Origin of the sequence: Nocardia sp. NPDC057272, from assembly GCF_042668615.1 — a bacterium.
Lineage (GTDB): Bacteria > Actinomycetota > Actinomycetes > Mycobacteriales > Mycobacteriaceae > Nocardia.
On sequence record NZ_JBHUYK010000006.1, the window covers coordinates 164,747 to 185,459 of the forward strand.

A 20,713-nucleotide genomic window follows, 5' to 3' on the forward strand; every position below is an offset into this window, starting at 1 on the left:
GCCGGCTCGTGAACCGCGACAATATCCTTCGCGTCGCCGTGCTGATCTGGCTCACCGCCGTCTGGGTCGCGCTCTGGGGCGATCTGAGCCTGGCCAACGTCCTCGCCGGGGCCGTCGTCGCACTGATCGTGGTCTTCGCGCTGCCGCTCCCGTTGGTCCCGGTGGCCGGGCGCTTCCATCCGCTGTCGTTTCTCGAATTGATCGCTGTCGGTACCTATTACGCGCTCGAATCGAGCTTGCAGGTGGCTTGGTTCGCGATTCGGCCCAGCGGCCCGCCGGTCTCGGGCGTGCTGCGCGTGCATCTGGCCATCCAGTCCGATCTGGTACTGGTGATGTGCACCGACCTGCTCAACCTGATCCCCGGCACCATGGTCCTCGAACTCGACCGCGCGCGCTGCGTGGTCTATGTCCACGTGCTCGATGTGGGCAGCGACGAGGCGGTGGTGAAGTTCTACCGCACCACCCGGCGCCTGGAACACCTGATGATCAATGCCTTCGAACGACCGAGCGAACGCCGCCGCGTCGAAACACCACCGGAGGTGCAACCATGACTGTCGTCGCCGTCATCGCCGCCGTCCTGCTCACGGCCGCCGCGGTGATCACCAGCTACCGCGTCCTCGCGGGTCCGAGCACCCTCGATCGCGTCGTCGGCATCGATTCACTGATGGCCATCGCCGCGTCCGGGCTGGCGGTGTGGGCCGCCTACAGCGACGACACCACGGTGATCCCGGCGATCGTGGCGCTCGCGCTGGTCGGTTTCCTCGGCTCGGCGGCGGTCACCCGATTCCGGGTCAGGGACGACCGATGAGCGTATGGGAATGGGTGTCGGCGGTGCTGATCCTCACCGGCTGCGCCCTCGCGTTCACGGCGTCGATCGGCATCGTCCGATTCCCCGACACCCTCACTCGTATGCACGCGGCCACCAAACCACAGGTGGTCGGTCTCATGCTGGTTCTCGTCGGCACCGGCATCGACATCCGCGACGACGTCAATGTCTGGATGCTCGTGCTCACCGGCCTGTTCACGATCATCACCGCGCCGGTCGTCGCCCATCTCATCGGCCGCACCGCCTACCGCGAACAGCGCCACCGCGACGGGTTGTTCTAGGTGGCGGGCGTCGCGATTCGCTCGAGGGCCGGTGCGGGCGCGGTGGCGAACCAGGTGTTGTGGAAGGCGATCGCGACCGCGGCCAACAGCCCGATGACGATCGCGCCCGCGGCCACCGGATACTCCGCCATCGGCACCGCCAGGTACCGGTAGGACAGCAGCAGCCCCGCGAACACCGCCACACCGAAGCCGACGAGCCGGATCCGGAAGCCGCCCCAACCCCGCTCGGGCGCGCGCAGCGCCGACTCGACGGTCAGGCACAGCACCGCGCCCGCCACGAGGTCGACGCCGTAGTGATATCCGAAACCCAGTGTCGCGGTGACCGTGGCGGCCAGCCAGAACGCCCCGCCCCAGCGCATCCAGACCGGGGCTCGCGACCCGTCGACATCGCGGCGGGTGTGGATGAACAGCGACAGTGCCCACGCGGTGTGCATCGAGGGCATGCAGTTGCGCGGAGTGAACTCGTCGAAGGTGAGCGCGGCCGGGTTCGCATCGAGCGGCGGCATCGCGGCGGGCCAGAAATTGCCCACCTGGAAACCGTGCCCGTCGGCACCGAACGCGAACATCGGCCCGACCACCGGGAACAGCACGTAGAACAGCGGCCCGACCAGACCGAGCACCAGGAAGGTGCGCACCAGGTAGTGGGTCGGCCACTGCCCGGTCGTGACCACTGTGCGCAACTGCCATACCGCTACCGCGATCGCGGCCACCGGCAATTCGATGTAGACCCAGTGCAGCACCGCGTACACCTCGGGCCCGAGCACATCCAGCACGCGCCCGACGACCCACGACGGATCACCGAGCGCGTGATCGGCGAGCAGCACGTATTCGTCGAGCACGGTGGGCCGCACCGCCGAAGTCAGGTGCAGCCACACATCGCCGACCTTGGTGGCCAGCACCAGCAGCGCACCGAGCGCGACCGCCTTCAACGCGTCGCGACGTTCACGACCCCGCCATCGCACTGCCGCGACGACAGCCAGCGCGGCCAGCACGATCGTCGGCCCGTTGCCGACGGTGAACGGCTTGCCGTCGATGAGTCGCAGCGCGACCCACACCGCGTCGATCCCGATCGCGGCGGTCAGCGCGAACACCCGGCGGCGCGTGGAGATCCCGACGAGCGCGAGCACCAGTCCCGCCCACGGCACCGACATCGACTTGGGCGTACCGACGAAGTCGCGAGCCAGGCTGGCCAGCGGTCCGTCGAAGCCGCTGAGCGACGCGACGATCTGCAATCCGACCAGCAGCGCGAGCACTGCGGCCACCCCGGCGACGGCGAGTGTGCGTGGTTCACGCAGACGCGAACCGAGGGTGGCACCCCCCGCAACGTCGCGCGGATGTTCGACAAGCATCCGACCATCGTAAACGGCGGGTGAACGCGATCTCCCCGCGCAGCTGAACGCTACTGATCCAGCTCGCGCACCAGCGCGTCGACGACCGCGACCATATCGCCCTGTGTCTGCGCGGCGACCCGGCGTTGCCGCTGGTAGGAGGCACCGTGACGGGGAATGTCAGCCACCGCCGCCAGTTCGTCGGCGCAGCCGAGACGCTTCGCGGTCGGCTCGAGCCGGGTGAGCAGGTCCATCAGATCGTCGGTGACCAAACGCTCATTGCTGGCGTCGTCGACGATCACGATCGCGTCGAGCCCGTAGCGCGCGGCGCGCCATTTGTTCTCCTGCACATGCCATGGCGGCAGCGTCGGCAGTTGCTCGCCGTTCTCGAGGCGCTGATCCAGGTCGACGATCAGGCAGTGGATCAGCGCGGCCACCGAGGCCAGTTCGGCGCGGCTGGACAGCCCGTCGCACACGCGCACCTCGATGGTGCCCCACTTGGGCGCGGGCCGGATATCCCAGTGCATCCCACCGAGCTGTTCGAACACACCGGTTTTCATCTGGTCGTGTACGAAACCTTCGAACTGGCGCCAGTTCTCGAACTGGAACGGCAGCCCGGCGGTCGGCAACTGCTGGAACATCAGCGCCCGGTTGCTGGCGTAGCCGGTGTCGTCGCCCGACCACATCGGCGACGACGCCGACAACGCGAGCAGATGCGGATACGACAGCAGCAGCGAGTTCAGGATCGGAAAGACCTTGTCCCGGTGCGACACTCCCACATGCACGTGGACACCCCAGATGAGCATCTGACGGCCCCACCACTGGGTGCGTTCGATCAGTTCGTCGTAATGGGGTGAGCGCGTGAGCTGCTGGGCCGACCACGCCGCGAACGGGTGGGTGCCCGCGCAGAACAGGTCGACACCGAGCGGATCGGCCGCGCGCCGCACCGCGTTCATGGTGCTGTGCAGGTCTTCGACCGCGCCGCCGACCGTGTCGTGCACGCCGGTCACCAATTCGACCGTGTTGCGCAGCAGTTCCTTGGTAACCTGCTGGGTGCCGTCGTGGGCGCGCAGGTCACCGACCGCGTCGAAGACCGCCGAGGCGGTGTTGGACAGATCACGCGTCACCTTGTCGACGAGCGCGATCTCCCATTCGATGCCGATGGTCGGCCGGGGCGAACCGCGAAACGAAACCGACTCGAATGCCCCGGCCATGGGAGTGTCTCGCTAACCGACGACGCCGCACGCCACCCGGGCGCCCGCATCACCGGTGGTCAGCGTGGTTTCGTCCGGTCCGGTGCCACCCTCGCGGGTGTAGCGCGGCGGGATGTTGCCGAAGTTGTCGGCGCCGCCGTGGATGATCAGCGCCTTGCCCTTGACGTTGTCGAGGGTGACCGAGTCGGTCCGGGTGACCAGCTTCGCGGAGCCGTCGGCGCCGACCTGCAGCGAGGTGAGGTCACCGCTGGCCGGGTGCGCGGTGGCACCGCCGACCTGCAGATGCCCACCGGCCGAGGCGAAGTCGCCCTCACAGGTGCCGTTCTGGTGGAAGTGCAGGCCGTGGAAGCCGGGCGTCAGACCGCGCGCCTCGACGGTGACGACCAGGTGGCCACCCTCTTGGACGATGGTCGCGGTGCCGACCTCGGCGCCCGCACCGTTCTTGAGCGAGGTCTTCAGGCCGCCCGCCACGCCACCGTGGTCGTCGCCGTGGCCGGGAGCCGCGGTCTCCGACGGTGCGGCGTGACCGCCACCGTGACCGCCGCTTTCGCCCGCCGGTGCCGCCGAGCTGGTCCACACCGGCGGCGTGGTGCCCTTGACGTCACTCGACTCCTGGCTGTTGGTGCAGGCTGCGAGCCCGAACGCGGCGACCGCGAGCACCGGGGTCACAATGCGCCAGGACGGGCGACGAGTTGTCGACGTGGCCATCAGGGGACTCCTTATCGGACTGGGGCTATACCGCTCAAGATGATGCCACAGCGGCGACACGGCCTACGGCACCGCGTGCCGCGCCTGGTTCAGCGACCGGTCAGTACGACGACGACACCCGGCGAGGTGTCCCCCGACTTGGGCGCGACCGTCCCGCCGACCTGCTCGGCGATCTCGGTGGCCGCGGCCTTGTCGCGCGCGCCGCCGCCGTAGTACACGGTGGTGGTGGTCAGGTTCTCGCCGCTGTAGTTGCCGGTGCTCACGTTGGTCCAGCCCGCGGTGGTGAGTTCGCTCGCGGTGCGCGCGGCCAGGCCGGCGACCAGGCTGTTGTTCAGCACCCGCACCGACACCGTCTGATCCGTGGCGCCCGTCGCGGGTGCCGTGGTGGTGGTCGTCGGCGCGACGGAAGTCGTCGTGGTGGTGGTCGGGGCAGCGGCCGCGCTGGTGGTCTTCGGCGCGGGCGTGGTGGCAGGCGCCTGCGCCACCGCGCTGGAGGTGGTGGTCTCGGTCTGCTCGGTATCCGATGCCACGGCATCGGAGTTCGACAGCGACATCGCACCCAGACCGGCGAAGACAATGGCCAGCGCGATCAACACCATCGCCAGCGCGCGCAACGGCGGGCCGCCGGGAGTGGGGTTCGGGTTGCTCACCCGCCCAACCCTAGTCGCAACGAACGGTGTGTGGCCGTCATGTCAGACCTGGAAACCGAGTTTGCGGGCGGCACGCGATTTCTGCCTGCTCGCTCGCAGCCGGCGCAGCCGCTTGACCAGCATCGGGTCGGCGGCCAGCGCCGCGTCGGAGTCGACGACAGCGTTGAGGACCTGGTAGTACCGGGTGGCCGACATGGCGAACAGCTCGCGGATCGCGTCTTCCTTGGCGCCCGCGTATTTCCACCATTTGCGCTCGAAGTCCAGAATGTCGAGCTCACGACGACTCAGACCGGTGCTCTCGTCGGCGGCCGAATCCTGTTCGCCCGCAGAGTGGCCCTCCGCGATGTGCCGAGCTGCTGCGCCGTCCATCTTGCTCCCTCGCCGAGTATCACGAGATGGGTAGATACCGTCGTCATTCAACCACGGGTTCCCCTGATCCTTCGACCCATGTCACGGCGTGTTGACTGAAGGCCAGTAGGGGTGGCGCGGCCCACAGGGGTCCGCCGATCCTCCGCCCGCGCCAGCGGCGATAATGGCGACCATGGCAATTCTCCCGATCGTGATCGTCGGTGACCCCGTTCTCCACAACCCCACCGCGAAGGTGACGGAGACCCCCGCGGAGCTGGCCGAGCTCATCGCGGATATGTACGACACTCTCGAAGAGTCCAAGGGTGTCGGCCTGGCGGCCAATCAGGTCGGCGTCGGCAAGCGCCTGTTCGTCTACGACTGCCCCGACTTCGACGCCACCGGCAATCCCCTCCGCCGCAAGGGCGTGGTGGTGAACCCGGTGCTGGAGACCTCGGCGATCCCCGAGACCATGCCCGACCCCGATGACGACGAGGAAGGCTGCCTGTCGGTGCCCGGCGAGCAGTTCCCGACCGGTCGCGCGGACTGGGCGAAGGTCACCGGGACCGACGAGAACGGCGAGCCGGTGGAGCTCGAGGGCACCGGCTTCTTCGCGCGCATGCTCCAGCACGAGGTCGGCCACCTCGACGGTTTCCTCTACGTCGACGTGCTGATCGGCCGCAATGCCCGCGCCGCCAAGAAGGCGATCAAGCGAAACGGCTGGGGTACACCGGGTTTGAGCTGGATCCCCGGCACCGTCCCCGACCCCTTCGGTCATGACGACTGATATCCCCCTCGGCCGCCGGGTGGTGATGCGGTACCAGCTGCCCGCGGGTTATCCCCAGCCACTCACCGACGTGATCGGCGAACTGGTGTCGCTCACGCCGCCGTCGGTGCGCACCGCCGAGGGCGAGCTGGTCTCGGTGTCCGCCGATCGCGTTGTGGCGTTGAAGGCGCTGGGGCCAAGGCCCATTCGGACCAAGGAGATCCGGTCGCTGGAGACCGCGGCGGCCATGGCCTGGCCGGGCAGCGCGCACCTGTGGATCGACGGCTGGCTGGTACGAGCGGGCAACGGCTACACCGGGCGCGCGAATTCGGCTGTGCCGCTGGGCGAGTCGGGTGTGCCCGCGGTGTTGTCGATCGACACCATGCACAAGATCGCGGACTGGTACACGAGTCAGGGGTTGCCGCTGCTGCTGCAACTGCCCGACCGGCTCGCTCCCGTCCCGCCGACCTGGAACACCTGGAGCGAGACCGTGGTCCTCGGTCTCGACATCGCGAATTTCGTACTGCCGCAAGGACCGTCGATGGTCCGTATCTCCGACGAACCCGAGGACGGCTGGCTGCGGACGCACCGCTACCGCGGCGAGATCCCGCTCGATCCGACCGTGCGTGAACCGGACCGCGCCGTGCTCACCTCGGTGCTGGACGGCACTCTCGGCTTCGCCTCGCTCGGCCTGCCCGAACCCCTGTCCATCGGCCGCGGCGCGGTGACCACCGCCCCCGACGGCCGGCGCTGGGTCGGGCTCACCTGTGTGGCCGTAGCGACCGCGCACCGCCGCAACGGACTCGGCGCGCTGCTGTGCGCCGAACTGATCCGGTGGGGTGCCGAGCTGGGCGCGAGCCACGCCTACGTCCAGGTGGAGGTGGGCAATTCCGGCGCCCTCGCCCTCTACCGCGAACTCGGCTTCATGGAACATCACGCCTACCGCTACGCCGCCCCCCAGAGTCATTAGTCCCGAAAGGACCATCGCCGTCGTGCGTCTCGCCACCTGGAACGTCAACTCGATCCGCTCCCGCGTCGATCGGGCGATCGCCTTTCTGGACCGCCACGACATCGATGTGCTGGCGTTGCAGGAGACCAAGTGCCGTGACGATCAGTTCCCGTTCGAGCAGTTCGAGGCCGCGGGCTACGAGGTGGCGCACGTGGGGCTCAATCAGTGGAACGGTGTCGCGATCGTGTCGCGGGTCGGGCTCACCGATGTCGAGCTCGCGTTCCCCGATCAGCCCGGCTTCGACAAGAACGCCGGCGATTCGCTGATCGAATCGCCGGTGGTGGAGTCGCGCGCGATCGGCGCTACCTGCGGCGGGGTGCGGGTGTGGAGCCTCTACGTCCCCAACGGGCGCACGCTCGCCGACCCGCACTACACCTACAAACTGGACTGGCTCTCGACCCTGCGCGCGAAGGCGGCAGGCTGGCTGGCCGACGACCCGCAGGCGAAGATCGCGCTGGTCGGCGACTGGAACATCGCCCCCACCGACGACGATGTCTGGGCGCCGGAACTGTTCGTCGGCAAGACCCACACGTCCGCGCCCGAACGCGAGGCGTTCCAGTCCATGCTCGACATCGGCTTCCGCGATGTGATGCGTCCGTTCGCCCCCGGCCCCGGTGTCTACACCTACTGGGACTACACCCAGCTGCGTTTCCCCCGCAAAGAGGGCATGCGCATCGACTTCATCCTCGCCTCCCCCGCCCTCGCCGACCAGATCAAGGACGCTTCGGTGGACCGCGAGGAACGCAAGGGCAAGGGCGCCAGCGACCACGCGCCGGTGATCGCCGAATTCTGACGGACCCGCCACGCGTTCTCGGTTACGTTGGAGGTGGAAGTTTCAGCCTGCAACGTAGCGGGAGGTACGCCTCATGTCGTTTTATCGCAGGGCCGGGACGGTGCCGCCGAAGCGGCATACGCAGCATCGGGATGCGCGCGGCAACCTCTACTACGAAGAGCTGATGGGCGAGGAGGGGTTCTCCGGGGACTCCTCGCTGCTGTATCACCGCGCACTGCCGCCCGCGATCGTCGACGCTACGGTCTGGGAGCTGCCCGATCAGACCTTGACGCCGAATCATCCACTGCACCACCGGCATCTGCGGCTGCCACTGCTGTTTCCCGGCGATACGGCGACGACGACCGACCCGGTGACCGGGCGCAGGTTGCTGCTGGCCAATGCCGATGTGCGGATCTCGTACGTGGTCGCCAAGGGCGCGTCCCCGCTGTACCGCAATGCCATCGGCGACGAGCTGGTGTACGTGGAATCCGGTGCGGCCGTGGTGGAGAGCGTGTTCGGGATCGTGCCGGTCCGCCAGGGCGATCAGGTGCTCATGCCGCGCGCGACGACCCACCGCTGGCTGCCGATGGGCGAGGAACCGTTGCGCGCGTATGTGATCGAGGCGTCGAGCCACATCACCCCGCCCAAGCGCTATCTCTCGAAGTTCGGTCAGCTGCTGGAGAGTTCGCCGTATTGCGAGCGGGATCTGCACGGGCCACTCGAATTGCTGCTCGTCGAGGACACCGATGTGGAGGTGCTGGTGAAGCACCGGGCGGGCACCGAGGTGATCGGCACCAGGATGACCTACGCGACGCATCCGTTCGATGTGGTCGGCTGGGACGGCTGCCTGTACCCGTACACGTTCAATATCGCCGATTTCGAACCGCTGACCGGCCGCGTTCATCAGCCACCGCCGGTGCATCAGGCCTTCGAGGCCACCAATTTCGTTATCTGCAATTTCGTGCCGCGCAAGGTCGACTATCACCCCCTGTCGATTCCGGTGCCGTACTACCACTCGAATGTGGATTCCGACGAGATCATGTTCTATTGCGGCGGGAACTACGAGGCGCGCAAGGGTTCCGGTATCGCCCAGGGTTCGGTGTCGGTGCATCCCGGTGGTTACGCGCACGGCCCACAGCCCGGTGCCTATGAACGCAGTATCGGGGCGGAGTTTTTCGACGAACTGGCGGTGATGGTGGACACCTTCCGCCCGCTGCAACTCGGCGAGGGGGCGCTGGCCTGCGAAGATCCCACTTACGCGTGGACGTGGTCCGGTCGTGGGCCGGGGCAGGCATGAGTGAGCGCGGTGGCGTGAACGGCGGCTTTCGATGACCGGCGCGCAGGTGCTGCGCGTCGAAGTACCGGCCGACTCGCTGTTCGGGCCGGAGAATATGCCCTACGGCGTCTTCGCGCCCCACGACGGCGCTTTCCGGGTCGGTTGCCGGTTGGGCGATATGGTGCTCGATCTGGCTGTGCTGCTGGATGATCCGGTGTTCGCCCGCCCCGAGATGAACGGGTTTCTCGCGCAGGGCTGCGGCCGCTGGCGCGAGGTCCGCGCGAGGTTGCGCGCGCTCGCGGACACGGCGCTGCCGATCGATGCCGTGTATCCCTTGTCCGCTGTGCGGATGGCACTGCCGGTGCGGATCGGCGACTACGTCGATTTCTACGCCAGCATCGACCACGCCACCAACCTCGGCAGGCTGTTCCGTCCGGACAGTGAACCGCTGCTGCCGAATTGGCGGCACCTGCCGGTGGGTTACCACGGCCGGGCGGGCACCGTCGTCGTCTCGGACACCCCGGTCATCAGGCCGCGAGGACAACGCCGGACCGCCGCGGGCACACCGGATTTCGGACCGTCGCAGCGGCTGGACATCGAGGCCGAACTGGGCTTCGTCGTCGGCTCCGGATCCACGCTCGGCGCACCGGTGACCGTCGACGAGTTCACCGAGCATGTGTTCGGCGTCGCCCTGGTCAACGACTGGTCGGCCCGCGATATCCAGGCCTGGGAGTACCAGCCGCTCGGCCCCTTCCTCGGCAAGTCGTTCACCACGTCGCTCTCGGCCTGGATCACCCCGCTGGCCGCGCTGACTCAGGCGCGGGTGCCGCTACCCGCACAGAACCCTGAACCTCTCCCCTACCTGCGCGGCACCGGCGACTTCGGCCTCGACATCGACCTGACCGTCGCCTGGAACGGCGAGGTCGTCGCGCATCCGCCCTACTCACGCATGTACTGGTCACCCGCCCAGATGCTTGCCCACCTCACCGTGAACGGCGCCTCGATCCGGCCCGGCGACCTCTACGCCTCCGGCACCATCTCCGGGCCGGAGCCGTCCCAACGTGGATCGTTCATCGAATTGTCCTGGGGTGGAACACAACCCATCACAGTGAATGATCAGACCCGCACATTCCTGGCCGACGGCGACGAGGTGACGATCACCGCCACCGCGCCGGGCACCGAGGGCAGGCGAATCGGCCTCGGCGAGGTCGGCGGCCGAATCCTGCGGGCACGCGATATCTGAGACACCACTAGCGGTTGGGGGCAGCCCTCCGCGTCCACCCAGGGGCGGAGATGGTACTCGACCGACCTCCACCCCGAGGCGGTATCGGAGATAATTCGACGCGGGATACGGTGACGGTTCGAACGTTTCCGAGCAGAGGGCACCCGACGATGTTGACGAGAATCGCCCGCACCGCCGCTGCCCGACCACGATGGGTGGTCGCGGTCGCGCTGGTGCTGATGGTGTTGTGCGGCGCGATCGGCGCCACGGTGCACTCGCACATGAAGTCGGGTGGATTTGTCACCGACGATCTCGATTCGGTCCAGGCCAGCCAGTATCTAAGCGACCACTTCCCCGGCAGTGAGCCCAACTACGTCCTGACGATCACCACCGAGGGCGTAGCCGATTCCGCCGCCGCGCGGGCGGCCGCCGACCGCGCGCTGGCGGTCCTCGCCGCGCATCCGGAGATCGTCAGCGGCGTCCAGTCGTACTGGACCGCGCGCCCCGATCTCAAACAGGCGATGCTCAGCAAGGACCGCACCCACGCGCTCATCCTGGCCAGCATCGAGGGCGACGACGCCGAACTGCCCGTCCGGGCGGCCCAGCTGAGCGAAGAACTTCAGGTCGAGAACGGCCCCGTCACGGTCAAGGCCGGTGGGCTCGCCGCCTCCTTCGCCGATATCAACACCCAGATCAGCAAGGATCTGATCGTCGCCGAGGCGATCGCGATCCCGATCACCGGCCTGCTGCTGGCGCTGGTGTTCGGCAGCCTCATGGCCGCCGCCCTGCCGGTCGCGATCGGGCTGTTCGCCATCGCGGCGTCGCTGGGCATTCTGCGCGTGCTGACCGCGCTCACCGATGTGTCGATCTTCGCGCTGAACATGACCACCGCACTCGGACTGGCGTTGGCAATCGACTACAGCCTGTTCATCGTCAGCCGATATCGCGAAGAGCTGACGGCGGGCTCCACCCCGACTGCCGCGGTGACCCGTGCGATCCAGACCGCCGGTCGTACGGTCGTGTACTCGGCGCTGGTCGTCGCGCTCTCGCTGTCGGCGCTGCTGGTGTTCCCGCAGTACTTCTTCAAGTCGTTCGCCTACGCGGGCATCGCCGTGGTCGCCGCGGCCGCCGCGGCCGCGGTGATCGTGCTGCCCGCCCTGCTCGTTCTGGTGGGTGACCGCATCGATGCGGGCGACCTGCGCGCACCGATGCGCCGGCTGTTCCGGCTGACCCCGAGGACGGAGAAGGAACCGCGTCAGACCTTCTGGTACCACCTGGTCACCGCGGTGATGAAGCGTCCGTTGCCGATCGCGCTGGCCACCACCGCGTTCCTGCTGCTGCTCGGCTCGCCGTTCCTGGGTGTCCAGTTCGGCTACCCCGACGACCGGTCGCTGCCCACCGATGTCGCCAGTCGCGAAGTGGGCGACATCCTGCGTACCGAATTCGATGCCGACCTGGCCTCGAGCGCGACCATCGTGCTACCCGAATTCCGGGGCAGCACCGCCGAACTCGATACCTACGCCCGTGACCTGTCCAAGGTGCCCGACGTCCCGGCCGTGCTCAGCAGCGCGGCGGTGTACCGCAACGGGCTGCGGGTGGCCCCTGGCGTGCCCGAGATGACGGACCCGCAGCACGGCGCCTACCTGTCGGTCGCCACCACGGTCGACCCCTACTCCGACGCGGGTGGCAACCAGCTCGACACCCTGCGCGCCGTTCCCGCACCGTCGAAAGCCCTGATCACCGGCCCGGCCGCGCTGAACCAGGACTCGGTCAACGCGATCACCGGCAAACTGCCGCTGGCGGGCGCGCTGATCGCGCTCACCACGCTGGTGCTGCTGTTCCTGTTCACCGGCAGCGTGGTGCTGCCGGTGAAGGCGCTGATCCTCAACATCCTGTCGCTGGCGGCGACGTTCGGCGCGATGGTGTGGATCTTCCAGGAAGGCCATCTGTCGGGGCTGCTCGGCTTCACCGCGACCGGCACCCTCAACCTGGCCATGCCCATCCTCATGTTCAGCCTGGCGTTCGGCGCGTCCATGGACTACGAGGTCTTCCTGCTGTCGCGGATCCGCGAGGAATGGCTGGCCGGGCCCAAGACCACCGAGGGCAATACCGAGGCGGTCGCGATGGGCGTGGCCCGCACGGGACGCATCTTCACCGCCGCCGCGCTGCTGATGAGCATCGTGTTCCTCGGCGTCGCCAGTTCCGGCGTGTCGATGATGAAACTGTTCGGCCTCGGCTGCGCGCTGGCGGTGATCAGCGACGCGACCGTGATCCGCGGCCTGCTCGCCCCCGCGCTCATGCGAATGATGGGCACCTGGAACTGGTGGGCGCCGAAGCCACTGATGGTGCTGCACAGCAAGTTCGGGCTCGATGAAGCCGAGAACGACGCGCACGACGCGCCGAAACAGCTCGACTCGGCAGCGGTGTAGCGAGCCTCGCACGCGATCCGTCCGGTCCATCCCCGGGCGGGTCGCGATCCGGGGCGGGTATCGTCGGCGGCGCACTTCACACCAACGGGGGCTCGCACCAGCGGGCTGAGAGGACGGCTAGCCCATATCGGGCGTTCAGGGCCGTCGACCGTATGAACCTGACCGGGTAATGCCGGCGTAGGGAGGAACAATCGTGGGCTCGAACACGTCTTCTGACAGGACGGTCGACACCGTCACCACCGGCCCGATCCAGGGCAGCGTCAAGCACTACCAGGAGGTAGACGGCCTGCGCATCCCGGTTCGCCGGATCAACCTCACCAACGGCGACCACTTCGATGTCTTCGACACCTCGGGGCCGTACACCGACGACAACGCGGTGATCGACCTCGAAGCCGGGCTGCCGAAACTGCGCGACGAATGGGACTCCCCGACCGTCGACGGCCCGCCGACCCAGCTCGCCTGGGCTCGTCAGGGCATCATCACCCCCGAGATGCGGTTCATCGCCGCCCGCGAGGGGGTCTCGCCCGAACTGGTGCGCGAGGAGGTCGCGCTCGGTCGCGCGGTGATTCCGGCCAACCACAACCACCCGGAGCTGGAGCCGACCATCATCGGCAAGAAGTTCCTGGTCAAGATCAACGCCAATATCGGCAACTCGGCGGTGTCGTCGTCGATCGCCGAAGAGGTGGAGAAGATGGTGTGGGCCGCGCGCTGGGGCGCCGACACCATCATGGACCTGTCCACCGGCAAGAACATCCACGAGACCCGCGAGTGGATTCTGCGTAACTCCCCCGTCCCGATCGGCACCGTGCCGATCTATCAGGCGCTGGAGAAGGTGAACGGTGATCCCACCAAGCTCACCTGGGAGATGTACCGCGACACCGTGATCGAGCAGTGCGAGCAGGGCGTCGACTACATGACCGTGCACGCGGGCGTGCTGTTGCGCTACATCCCGCTCACCGCCAAGCGGGTCACCGGCATCGTCTCGCGCGGTGGCTCCATCATGGCCGCGTGGTGTCTGGCACATCACCAGGAATCGTTCCTGTACACGCACTTCCGTGAACTCTGCGAGATCCTGGCGCGCTACGACGTGACCTTCTCCCTCGGTGACGGCCTGCGTCCCGGCTCCATCGCCGACGCCAACGACGAGGCCCAGTTCGCCGAGCTGCGCACCCTCGGCGCACTCACCAAGATCGCGAAATCCTATGGCGTGCAGGTGATGATCGAAGGCCCCGGCCACGTGCCGATGCACAAGATCGTCGAGAACGTGAAGCTCGAGGAAGAGCTCTGCGAAGAGGCGCCGTTCTACACCCTCGGCCCGCTGGCCACCGATATCGCGCCCGCCTACGACCACATCACCTCGGCCATCGGCGCCGCGATCATCGCCCAGGCCGGCACCGCGATGCTCTGCTACGTCACCCCCAAGGAACATCTGGGCCTGCCCAACCGCGACGACGTCAAGGTCGGCGTGATCACCTACAAGATCGCCGCCCACGCCGCCGACCTCGCCAAGGGTCACCCGCACGCCCAGGACCGGGACAACGAATTGTCCAAGGCCCGTTTCGAATTCCGCTGGCACGACCAGTTCGCGCTCTCGCTGGATCCCGACACCGCCCGCGAGTACCACGACGAGACCATGCCCGCCGAGCCTGCCAAGACCGCCCACTTCTGCTCGATGTGCGGTCCGAAGTTCTGCTCGATGCGCATCTCCGCCGACGTGCGCGAATACGCGGAGAAGCAGGGGCTCACCGATGTGGCCGCCATCGAGGCGGGCATGGCCGAGAAGTCCGCCGAGTTCGCCGACCACGGCAGCAAGGTGTACCTCCCGGTCGTCTCCTGACCCCGCTCCACCCTTCGCCGACGCCCGTCCGATCTCCGCGATCGGGCGGGCGTCGCACGCGCGCGCACCCTGGATTTCGGGGCTTTCGCGCACCGTGGCGATCGGTAACGATTGGCAATCGTGTCGACCTACCGGCACGCCGAGCACTGGAGTGAATCAATGAAGCGCATCGTCGCCGGGGCCCTCGTGGCCGCCGCCCTGTCCCTCGCCGCCCCGCTCGGCACCGCCCAGGCCGCGTCCCTCCCGGTCGCCGACTCCGGTTCGTCGTCCATCGGCTGCACCTCCGACACGAGCCCGTGTGCCCTGCGCCCGCTGTTCGACCTGTTCACCGCCCTCTTGACGGGCAGCGCCTAGGCCACGAGGGCGCGCGGGGTAACGTCGGCCGGGTGGCCGATGCCTTCTACCGCCAAGACCCCGCGGACCCGAACCGGTACCTCTCGACCGAGCTGACCCGGGGCCCGTGGTCGCCGGACGCCCAGCACGCCGGACCGCCCTCCGCTCTGCTCGGGCATGTGATCGAGCGCTGCGAACCCCGGCCGGGATTCCAGGTCGGACGAGTCGCCGTCGAGATTCTCGGGCCGGTGCCGCTGGCTCCGCTCACCGCGCAGGCGAAGGTGGTGCGGTCGGGGCGCAGTGTCGAACTGATCGAGGCGACTTTGTCGTCGGAGCGCGGACCGGTGATGCAGGCCAACGCGTGGCGGCTCAAGCTCGCCGAACCCGCCCTCGATCTGCCCGCCCAGTTCCTGCCGACCGGCACCAGGGCGCTGCCCGCGGAAACCGAGCCGGAGCAGTTTCCCTCCGATCAGGAGATCGGCTTCCACACCGGCATCGAATACCGATTCACCGCAGGCTCTTTCGCCGCACCAGGGCCCGCGATCTGCTGGATCCGGTTGAAGTATCCGATCGTCGCGGGGACCACCCCGAGCCCGCTGGAGCGCGCACTGGCCGCCGCCGATTCGGGAAACGGGGTCAGCGCGGTCCTCGACTGGTCGAAATACCTGTTCATCAACACCGACCTCACCGTGACCCTGCATCGTCAGCCGGTCGGTGAGTGGGTGTGCCTGGACGCGGTGACCCATCCTCAGCCGCACGGCATCGGCCTCGCCGAATCCGCGCTGTTCGACGAGACCGGGCCGATCGGGCGCAGCACCCAGACGCTGCTCATCGCGCCCCGGGGCTGATCAGGGGCGCGGCTTCACCAAGTCGGCGTTGCCGTGCTTGAGCAGTTCCGACTCGCCGGTGCTCGTGCGCCGGAACGGGTCGCCTTCACCGGTGGTGAGCAGACCGCGCAGGCTGGTGGTGATGTAGGCGCCCCAGGCGTTGGAGCACACCTCGTAGCATTCCCCGGCCGGCACCAAACCCACATGGGTGAAACGGATTTCGGTTCCGTCGGCGTTCTCGGTGATGTCGAAGACGACGTCGGTGTCCTCCCATTCGCTGGTGTCGGCGATGAAGGACAGGTGCGAGTCGGTGACGTGCCAGACCAGGCGCTCGCCCGGAATCGACGTGGTGGTCGTCATGGTGCAGCGGTGCAGGCCGGGGACCTCGAAGAGGTAGCTGTCACCGACCGTGCCGGTGCTGCCCTCGATGGTCTCCGACCACCAGGCCCACACGTTGTTGATGGCCGCGAAGGCCTCGTCGGGATTCTTGTCGACAGTGATGGTGGCGGTGAAGTCGTTGTCGCTCATTGCGTTTCCTTCCGGCTCAGCCGTCGAGATGCCGGCGGAGCGCGTCGAGTGGGCCGTCCCAGTCACGGGACAGGGCGGCCAGAAATTGTTGTGCCACGTGCATCGGGGCGGAATCGAGGCGGTAGCGCACGCGCCGCCGCTCCCCCGGTTCCGCGATCACCAGGCCCGCATCCGCGAGCAGGGCAAGGTGTTTGGCGATCGCCTGCCGGGTGATGGGCAGCCGATCGGCGAGGTCGGTCGCGGTGGCCGGACCGTGCGCGGCGAGTGCGGCGAGTACCGACCGCCTGCTCGGATCGGCCAGCGCGACGAAGACCCGTTCGGCGGTGGCCTCCAGCTCAGGCCGCATCGAGGTACTCGACGAGCTCGCCCAGCTCGCTCTTCCAGCCGCCGACATTGCCCTCGAACGCCTCCTTGTGCGCCTCGTCGGGCAGCTGGGCGAAGCCGGTCTCGGTGACCGTCAGCCGGGTGCCGTCGCCGACGGGCTCGAGGCTGAATTCGACATAGGTGCGTCGCGGGTCGTCGTCGGGCAGCCCGTTGATCGGCCAGGTGTAGCCGAACACCGAGGGTTCCTCGACCCGCTCCACCCGCATGTCGGCGGCGAACCCTTCCTTCCAGGTCATTCGCATGTCCCCGCCCGGCCGCAGGTCGATCTCGGCGGTATTGCCGAACCAGCTCCCCAGCCCTTCCGCGGTGGTGATGGCCGCCCATACCTTGGCCGGCGGATGCGCGAGCTCGACAGTCCGGACGATCTGATCAGGGAATCCCATGATGCCTCCTCATATATTGCAACCGACTGGTTGCAACTCAGAGTATTGCAACCCTCGGGTTGCGTCAAGGGTGTGTCCTCAGTGGTCGCCGGTGACGCGGAAGCCTTTCGGGACCAGCCAGACCGTGCCGACAGCCACCACCGCGACGACGGCAGCCGAGATGTAGGACGTGGTGGTGAGGGCGACATCGAAGGCATGACCGGCGGCATGGGCGAGTTCGTCGCGGGCGGGTTCGGGTAGGTCGGTGGCCACCTCGGCCGCACCGCCGATCGAACCGCTCGCCTGGTCCAGTTTGTCGGCGGGGACGGAAAGGCCCGTCATGTGCTGACTGAAGATCCTGGCGTGCAGGCTGCCGAGCAGGGCGACGCCGAAACCGACGCCGACCTCGTAGTTGGTCTCCTCCACCGCGCCCGCCTGGCCCGCCCGGTCCGCGGGCACGGCGCCGACCAGCACCGCGGCCGCCGCGGTCACGGCCATACCGTCGCCGAGACCGAACGACACCAGCACCAGCGCGACCACCGGATAGGTGGTGGGTTCCGGACTCACCGCCAACAGCAGGAAGCCGAGGGCGACAGCGCCGAGGCCGAAACCGAGCACCGCGCGGACACCGAACTTCTCCATCAGAAACGGCGTGAGCAGGGAGGCGGTGAGCAGCGTGAGCGCGGCGGGCAACATCCGGATGCCCGCCTGCGACGGGCTGTAGCCGTGGACGTATTGCAGCCACAGTGAGATCAGGAACATGGCCGCGCCGATCGCCATCATGGCCAGCAGCGTCGCGACCGCCGCCGCGGTGAACGCGCCGTTGCGGAACAGTCGCACATCCAGCAGCGGGTCGGTGGCGGTGAGCTGACGTCGGGTGAACCAGGCCAGCGCGGCGATGCCGATCAGCAGAATCGCCCAGTCCACCTCGCTCGCTTCGCCTTTCGCAAGATGCTTGACACCCCACGCCAGACAGACGATGCCGGCCACCGACAGCGCGGCGGCGAACCAGTCCAGGCTCCCCGCCTGCGGCGCACGATATTCCGGCAACACCCACAGCCCCACCACCACCGTCACGACCACCACCGGCACGTTGAGCCAGAACGCCGACGACCACCCGAAGTGCTCGACGAGGAACCCACCGACGATGGGCCCCACCGTGGCGCCGACGCCGGCGACCGCCGCCCAGATCCCGATGGCCATGGTGCGTTCGCGCACGTCGGTGAAGATGTTGCGGATCAGCGACAGCGTCGACGGCATCACCATCGCACCTCCGACCCCGAGCAACACCCGGCCGCCGATCAACTGCGCCGCGCTCCCGGCGGTGGCCGCAACCACCGACGCGATGCCGAACAGCACGAACCCGCTGATGAACAACAACTTTCGCCCCACCCGATCACCGAGCGCGCCGGTGGTGATCAGCAACCCGCCGAGCACGAGCCCGTAGATGTCGATGATCCACAGCTGTTCCAGCGGCCCGACCTGCAAATCCTCGATCAGCGACGGCAGCGCCACGTTGAGAATCGTGGCATCCATCGCCACCAGCAACAGGCTGGCGCACAGCACCCCGAGCATCACCCAGCGCACCGACCCGTAGGACCCGTCCCGCGCTTCACTCACCCTGGCCACCTCACCGACCGCTCGGCCCTCGACGTCCGTTGACGACAAGCTACCCACAACAGTGGTGCCCGCCCGGCAACGCTCGCGGCAGGTCCGGCCGCGATCCGAGCACGCGAAGGCCGACGCGGGCCGATCACCGACGGGTATTCAGCCGGGCAGGACCGCCTCGATGAGGGCGCGCGCGGCGCGGCCCGTGCGTTCCCGGTCGCCCGTGATCACACGGTCCTGGATGATGCCGCGCAATCCGGAGACCAGCAGCGTGGACACCACCTCGGGATCCTCGGCCAGCCCGGCCCGCCGGAGCGCGGCGGCGAGTTCGGTGACAAAGGTGGCGATCGCGGCGTTGGCGTAGTCCTGGTACGGCGAGCCGGGGGCGCACGCGGCACCGAGCACCTGCAGCAGCACCCGCACGCTGTCGGCTTCGGCGCCCTCGGAATTCACGTCGAAGAAGCCGATCAGCCGCTCGGGTAGCTGTGCGGGCTCGACGATGTCGGCGAAGAGCGCGGCGAGGTCGGGTCGCTGGGTCGCCAATGCCTGGACCAGCAGTTCTTCCTTGGTTCCGAAGTAGTAGATCAGCATGCGCGAGCTGGTTCCGAGCGCCGCGGCCAGCGGTCGCAGCGAGAGCTCGGCCAAGCCGTGCGACGCGATGTAGGTGACGACGCCGGCCAGCATCTCGGCGCGCTTGCGGTGGTCGAGGGGACGGGCCATGGGTTGACTGTAGCGAGTGCTACAGGTATTCATGTCAGCGTGACTGTACCGATCGCTTCAGAAACTCGAGACGGCGTGGTGGTGACCGCGTACGCGGCGACCACCGCACTGGCCGACACCATGGACGAGACCTGGTCGCGTCTGCTGCGCGGCGAGAGCGGAATCCGTGCGCTACCCACCCAGTTCCTCGCCGAGCACGATCTGCCGGTGCGGATCGGCGGACCACTGGTCACCTCGCCCGACGCCGAGCTGACACGGATCGAGCAGCGCAGGCATTCCTATGTCGAACGCATGGCTCTGGTCCTCGGCAGGCAGGTCTGGCAGGCGGCGGGCGCGCCGGACGTCGACCGTGAACGGCTCGCCGTGGCCATCGGTACCGGCCTCGGCGGCGGTGACGCACTGATCGATGCCGTCGACGCGATGCGGGCGGGCGGCTACCGCAAGGTCTCACCGCTGGCCGTGCCGATGGTGATGCCCAACGGACCCGCCGCGACCGTCGGTCTCGAAATCGGCGCGCAGGGTGGGGTTTTCGCGCCGGTGTCGGCCTGCTCGTCGGGGTCGGAGGCGATCGCGCACGCGTGGCGGCTGATCAGCACCGGCGAGGCCGATGTGGTGGTCACCGGTGGCGTCGAAGGGCATATCGACCCGGTCCCCATCGCGGGCTTCGCGATGATGCGGGCGATGAGTACCCGCAACGACGAGCCCGAACGCGCCTCCCGGCCGTTCGACCGCGACCGCGACGGCTTCGTCTTCGGCGAGGCGGGCGCGCTGCTCGTGCTCGAATCCGAGCGGCACGCGAAGGCGCGTGGTGCGCGCATCCACGCCAGGGTGCTCGGTGCGGGCATCACTTCCGACGCCTTCCACATCGTGGCCTCCGACCCAGCGGGTACCGGTGCGGCGCGGGCGATGCGCAAGGCGATTCACACTGCGGGGCTGCGGGTCCGCGACATCGATCACGTGAACGCGCACGCGACGTCGACATCGATCGGCGATGCTTCCGAAGCGGCGGCGATCACCGCGGTCGCGCCCGATGCCTCGGTGTACGCGCCGAAGTCAGCGCTCGGTCATTCGATCGGCGCGGTGGGCGCTCTCGAAGCGGTCCTCACGATCCTGAGCCTGCGTGAGCAGATCGTGCCGCCCACACTGAATTTCGACAACGCGGACCCGGCGATCGATCTCGATATCGTCGCCGGGGCGGCACGGCCGCACAGGATCGACTACGCCCTCAGCAACTCGTTCGGATTCGGCGGCCACAATGTCGCGCTCGCGTTCGGAAAGGCGTAGCGGC

23 protein-coding genes and 1 riboswitch are annotated in these 20,713 nt (G+C 68.1%); of the genes, 13 read left to right on the forward strand and 10 right to left on the reverse strand.

Annotated elements, in window-relative coordinates:
- The first annotated feature begins 8 nt into the window (after positions 1–8).
- From ACFULV_RS11845 to mnhG, 3 genes are read left to right on the forward strand one after another with little or no spacing between them, the layout of a single operon-like run.
- Positions 9–551 (forward strand): Na+/H+ antiporter subunit E, encoded by a 543-nt coding sequence (locus ACFULV_RS11845; protein WP_378633808.1) that lies wholly within the window; start codon positions 9–11, stop codon positions 549–551.
- On the forward strand, positions 548–808 hold the full coding sequence (locus tag ACFULV_RS11850; RefSeq protein WP_101465412.1) for a monovalent cation/H+ antiporter complex subunit F: 261 nt from the start codon (positions 548–550) through the stop codon (positions 806–808). Before ACFULV_RS11845 ends, ACFULV_RS11850 begins: the two co-directional genes overlap by 4 nt.
- A complete protein-coding gene (mnhG, locus tag ACFULV_RS11855; protein ID WP_378633804.1) occupies positions 805–1,107 on the forward strand; it encodes a monovalent cation/H(+) antiporter subunit G in 303 nt (100 codons plus the stop codon). Before ACFULV_RS11850 ends, mnhG begins: the two co-directional genes overlap by 4 nt.
- On the opposite strand, the gene ACFULV_RS11860 is transcribed toward mnhG, so the two are convergent.
- The 5 genes from ACFULV_RS11860 to ACFULV_RS11880 all read right to left on the reverse strand — a co-directional run bounded on the left by ACFULV_RS11860 (position 1,104) and on the right by ACFULV_RS11880 (position 5,376).
- Positions 1,104–2,456, reverse strand: a complete 1,353-nt coding sequence (locus ACFULV_RS11860; RefSeq protein ID WP_378655751.1) for a DUF5933 domain-containing protein — start codon at positions 2,454–2,456, stop codon at positions 1,104–1,106. The two genes, mnhG and ACFULV_RS11860, sit on opposite strands and share 4 nt — an antisense overlap.
- 50 nt (positions 2,457–2,506) lie before the next feature.
- Complete coding sequence (locus tag ACFULV_RS11865) at positions 2,507–3,649, reverse strand: glutamate--cysteine ligase (protein WP_378655754.1); 1,143 nt, start codon at positions 3,647–3,649, stop codon at positions 2,507–2,509.
- A gap of 12 nt (positions 3,650–3,661) precedes the next feature.
- Positions 3,662–4,357, reverse strand: a complete 696-nt coding sequence (locus ACFULV_RS11870; RefSeq protein ID WP_378633796.1) for a superoxide dismutase family protein — start codon at positions 4,355–4,357, stop codon at positions 3,662–3,664.
- An 89-nt stretch (positions 4,358–4,446) separates the two neighbouring features.
- Positions 4,447–5,007 (reverse strand): LytR C-terminal domain-containing protein, encoded by a 561-nt coding sequence (locus ACFULV_RS11875; protein ID WP_378633793.1) that lies wholly within the window; start codon positions 5,005–5,007, stop codon positions 4,447–4,449.
- Positions 5,008–5,049: 42 nt separating this feature from the next.
- Positions 5,050–5,376 carry a DUF3263 domain-containing protein gene (locus ACFULV_RS11880; RefSeq protein ID WP_378633791.1) on the reverse strand — a complete coding sequence of 109 codons (327 nt, stop codon included), beginning with the start codon at positions 5,374–5,376 and terminating at the stop codon, positions 5,050–5,052.
- Positions 5,377–5,548: 172 nt separating this feature from the next.
- On the opposite strand from ACFULV_RS11880, the gene ACFULV_RS11885 reads away from it, so the two are divergent.
- The 9 genes from ACFULV_RS11885 to ACFULV_RS11925 all read left to right on the forward strand — a co-directional run bounded on the left by ACFULV_RS11885 (position 5,549) and on the right by ACFULV_RS11925 (position 15,844).
- Entirely contained in the window at positions 5,549–6,139 is a 591-nt protein-coding gene (locus ACFULV_RS11885) for a peptide deformylase (RefSeq protein ID WP_378655757.1), read from the forward strand.
- Complete coding sequence (locus tag ACFULV_RS11890) at positions 6,129–7,088, forward strand: GNAT family N-acetyltransferase (protein ID WP_378633786.1); 960 nt, start codon at positions 6,129–6,131, stop codon at positions 7,086–7,088. The genes ACFULV_RS11885 and ACFULV_RS11890 overlap by 11 nt, the downstream gene beginning before the upstream one ends.
- A 22-nt stretch (positions 7,089–7,110) precedes the next feature.
- A complete protein-coding gene (locus ACFULV_RS11895; RefSeq protein ID WP_378655759.1) occupies positions 7,111–7,920 on the forward strand; it encodes an exodeoxyribonuclease III in 810 nt (269 codons plus the stop codon).
- Positions 7,921–7,993: 73 nt separating this feature from the next.
- On the forward strand, positions 7,994–9,196 hold the full coding sequence (locus ACFULV_RS11900; RefSeq protein ID WP_378633780.1) for a homogentisate 1,2-dioxygenase: 1,203 nt from the start codon (positions 7,994–7,996) through the stop codon (positions 9,194–9,196).
- Positions 9,197–9,242: 46 nt separating this feature from the next.
- Entirely contained in the window at positions 9,243–10,418 is a 1,176-nt protein-coding gene (fahA, locus tag ACFULV_RS11905; protein ID WP_378655964.1) for a fumarylacetoacetase, read from the forward strand.
- A gap of 149 nt (positions 10,419–10,567) precedes the next feature.
- A complete protein-coding gene (locus ACFULV_RS11910) occupies positions 10,568–12,826 on the forward strand; it encodes an MMPL family transporter (RefSeq protein WP_378655762.1) in 2,259 nt (752 codons plus the stop codon).
- Positions 12,827–12,900: 74 nt separating this feature from the next.
- Positions 12,901–13,027, forward strand: a riboswitch (TPP riboswitch).
- Complete coding sequence (gene thiC / locus ACFULV_RS11915) at positions 13,020–14,663, forward strand: phosphomethylpyrimidine synthase ThiC (RefSeq protein ID WP_378655764.1); 1,644 nt, start codon at positions 13,020–13,022, stop codon at positions 14,661–14,663. It overlaps the preceding riboswitch by 8 nt.
- Positions 14,664–14,822: 159 nt before the next feature.
- Complete coding sequence (locus ACFULV_RS11920; protein ID WP_378633773.1) at positions 14,823–15,017, forward strand: hypothetical protein; 195 nt, start codon at positions 14,823–14,825, stop codon at positions 15,015–15,017.
- Positions 15,018–15,049: 32 nt separating this feature from the next.
- Positions 15,050–15,844 carry a thioesterase family protein gene (locus ACFULV_RS11925; protein ID WP_378633771.1) on the forward strand — a complete coding sequence of 265 codons (795 nt, stop codon included), beginning with the start codon at positions 15,050–15,052 and terminating at the stop codon, positions 15,842–15,844.
- Here the strand turns inward: ACFULV_RS11925 and ACFULV_RS11930 are convergent, their stop codons facing one another.
- The 5 genes from ACFULV_RS11930 to ACFULV_RS11950 all read right to left on the reverse strand — a co-directional run bounded on the left by ACFULV_RS11930 (position 15,845) and on the right by ACFULV_RS11950 (position 19,425).
- The gene (locus ACFULV_RS11930) at positions 15,845–16,351 is read right to left on the reverse strand and encodes an SRPBCC domain-containing protein (protein ID WP_378655767.1); all 507 of its coding nucleotides are present in this window, start codon (positions 16,349–16,351) and stop codon (positions 15,845–15,847) included. It abuts the gene before it with no gap.
- Between the two features lie 16 nt (positions 16,352–16,367).
- Entirely contained in the window at positions 16,368–16,697 is a 330-nt protein-coding gene (locus tag ACFULV_RS11935) for an ArsR/SmtB family transcription factor (protein ID WP_378633765.1), read from the reverse strand.
- On the reverse strand, positions 16,687–17,118 hold the full coding sequence (locus ACFULV_RS11940) for an SRPBCC domain-containing protein (RefSeq protein WP_378633763.1): 432 nt from the start codon (positions 17,116–17,118) through the stop codon (positions 16,687–16,689). The genes ACFULV_RS11935 and ACFULV_RS11940 overlap by 11 nt, the downstream gene beginning before the upstream one ends.
- 78 nt (positions 17,119–17,196) lie before the next feature.
- Entirely contained in the window at positions 17,197–18,717 is a 1,521-nt protein-coding gene (locus tag ACFULV_RS11945) for an MFS transporter (protein WP_378655770.1), read from the reverse strand.
- 147 nt (positions 18,718–18,864) lie between these two features.
- Positions 18,865–19,425 carry a TetR/AcrR family transcriptional regulator gene (locus ACFULV_RS11950; RefSeq protein ID WP_378655773.1) on the reverse strand — a complete coding sequence of 187 codons (561 nt, stop codon included), beginning with the start codon at positions 19,423–19,425 and terminating at the stop codon, positions 18,865–18,867.
- A 39-nt stretch (positions 19,426–19,464) separates the two neighbouring features.
- On the opposite strand from ACFULV_RS11950, the gene ACFULV_RS11955 reads away from it, so the two are divergent.
- On the forward strand, positions 19,465–20,709 hold the full coding sequence (locus tag ACFULV_RS11955) for a KasA/KasB family beta-ketoacyl-ACP synthase (RefSeq protein WP_378655775.1): 1,245 nt from the start codon (positions 19,465–19,467) through the stop codon (positions 20,707–20,709).
- Positions 20,710–20,713 lie beyond the last annotated feature (4 nt).

Excerpts from the sequence above, each read along its gene's own strand:
- ACFULV_RS11850 (WP_101465412.1), top strand. The coding sequence starts at position 548 with ATGACTGTCGTCGCCGTCATCGCCGCCGTCCTGCTCACGGCCGCCGCG.
- mnhG (WP_378633804.1), top strand. The coding sequence starts at position 805 with ATGAGCGTATGGGAATGGGTGTCGGCGGTGCTGATCCTCACCGGCTGC.
- ACFULV_RS11860 (WP_378655751.1), bottom strand. The coding sequence starts at position 2,456 with ATGCTTGTCGAACATCCGCGCGACGTTGCGGGGGGTGCCACCCTCGGT.
- ACFULV_RS11865 (WP_378655754.1), bottom strand. The coding sequence starts at position 3,649 with ATGGCCGGGGCATTCGAGTCGGTTTCGTTTCGCGGTTCGCCCCGGCCG.
- ACFULV_RS11870 (WP_378633796.1), bottom strand. The coding sequence starts at position 4,357 with ATGGCCACGTCGACAACTCGTCGCCCGTCCTGGCGCATTGTGACCCCG.
- ACFULV_RS11880 (WP_378633791.1), bottom strand. The coding sequence starts at position 5,376 with ATGGACGGCGCAGCAGCTCGGCACATCGCGGAGGGCCACTCTGCGGGC.
- ACFULV_RS11885 (WP_378655757.1), top strand. The coding sequence starts at position 5,549 with ATGGCAATTCTCCCGATCGTGATCGTCGGTGACCCCGTTCTCCACAAC.
- ACFULV_RS11890 (WP_378633786.1), top strand. The coding sequence starts at position 6,129 with ATGACGACTGATATCCCCCTCGGCCGCCGGGTGGTGATGCGGTACCAG.
- ACFULV_RS11900 (WP_378633780.1), top strand. The coding sequence starts at position 7,994 with ATGTCGTTTTATCGCAGGGCCGGGACGGTGCCGCCGAAGCGGCATACG.
- ACFULV_RS11910 (WP_378655762.1), top strand. The coding sequence starts at position 10,568 with ATGTTGACGAGAATCGCCCGCACCGCCGCTGCCCGACCACGATGGGTG.
- ACFULV_RS11920 (WP_378633773.1), top strand. The coding sequence starts at position 14,823 with ATGAAGCGCATCGTCGCCGGGGCCCTCGTGGCCGCCGCCCTGTCCCTC.
- ACFULV_RS11930 (WP_378655767.1), bottom strand. The coding sequence starts at position 16,351 with ATGAGCGACAACGACTTCACCGCCACCATCACTGTCGACAAGAATCCC.
- ACFULV_RS11935 (WP_378633765.1), bottom strand. The coding sequence starts at position 16,697 with ATGCGGCCTGAGCTGGAGGCCACCGCCGAACGGGTCTTCGTCGCGCTG.
- ACFULV_RS11940 (WP_378633763.1), bottom strand. The coding sequence starts at position 17,118 with ATGGGATTCCCTGATCAGATCGTCCGGACTGTCGAGCTCGCGCATCCG.
- ACFULV_RS11950 (WP_378655773.1), bottom strand. The coding sequence starts at position 19,425 with ATGGCCCGTCCCCTCGACCACCGCAAGCGCGCCGAGATGCTGGCCGGC.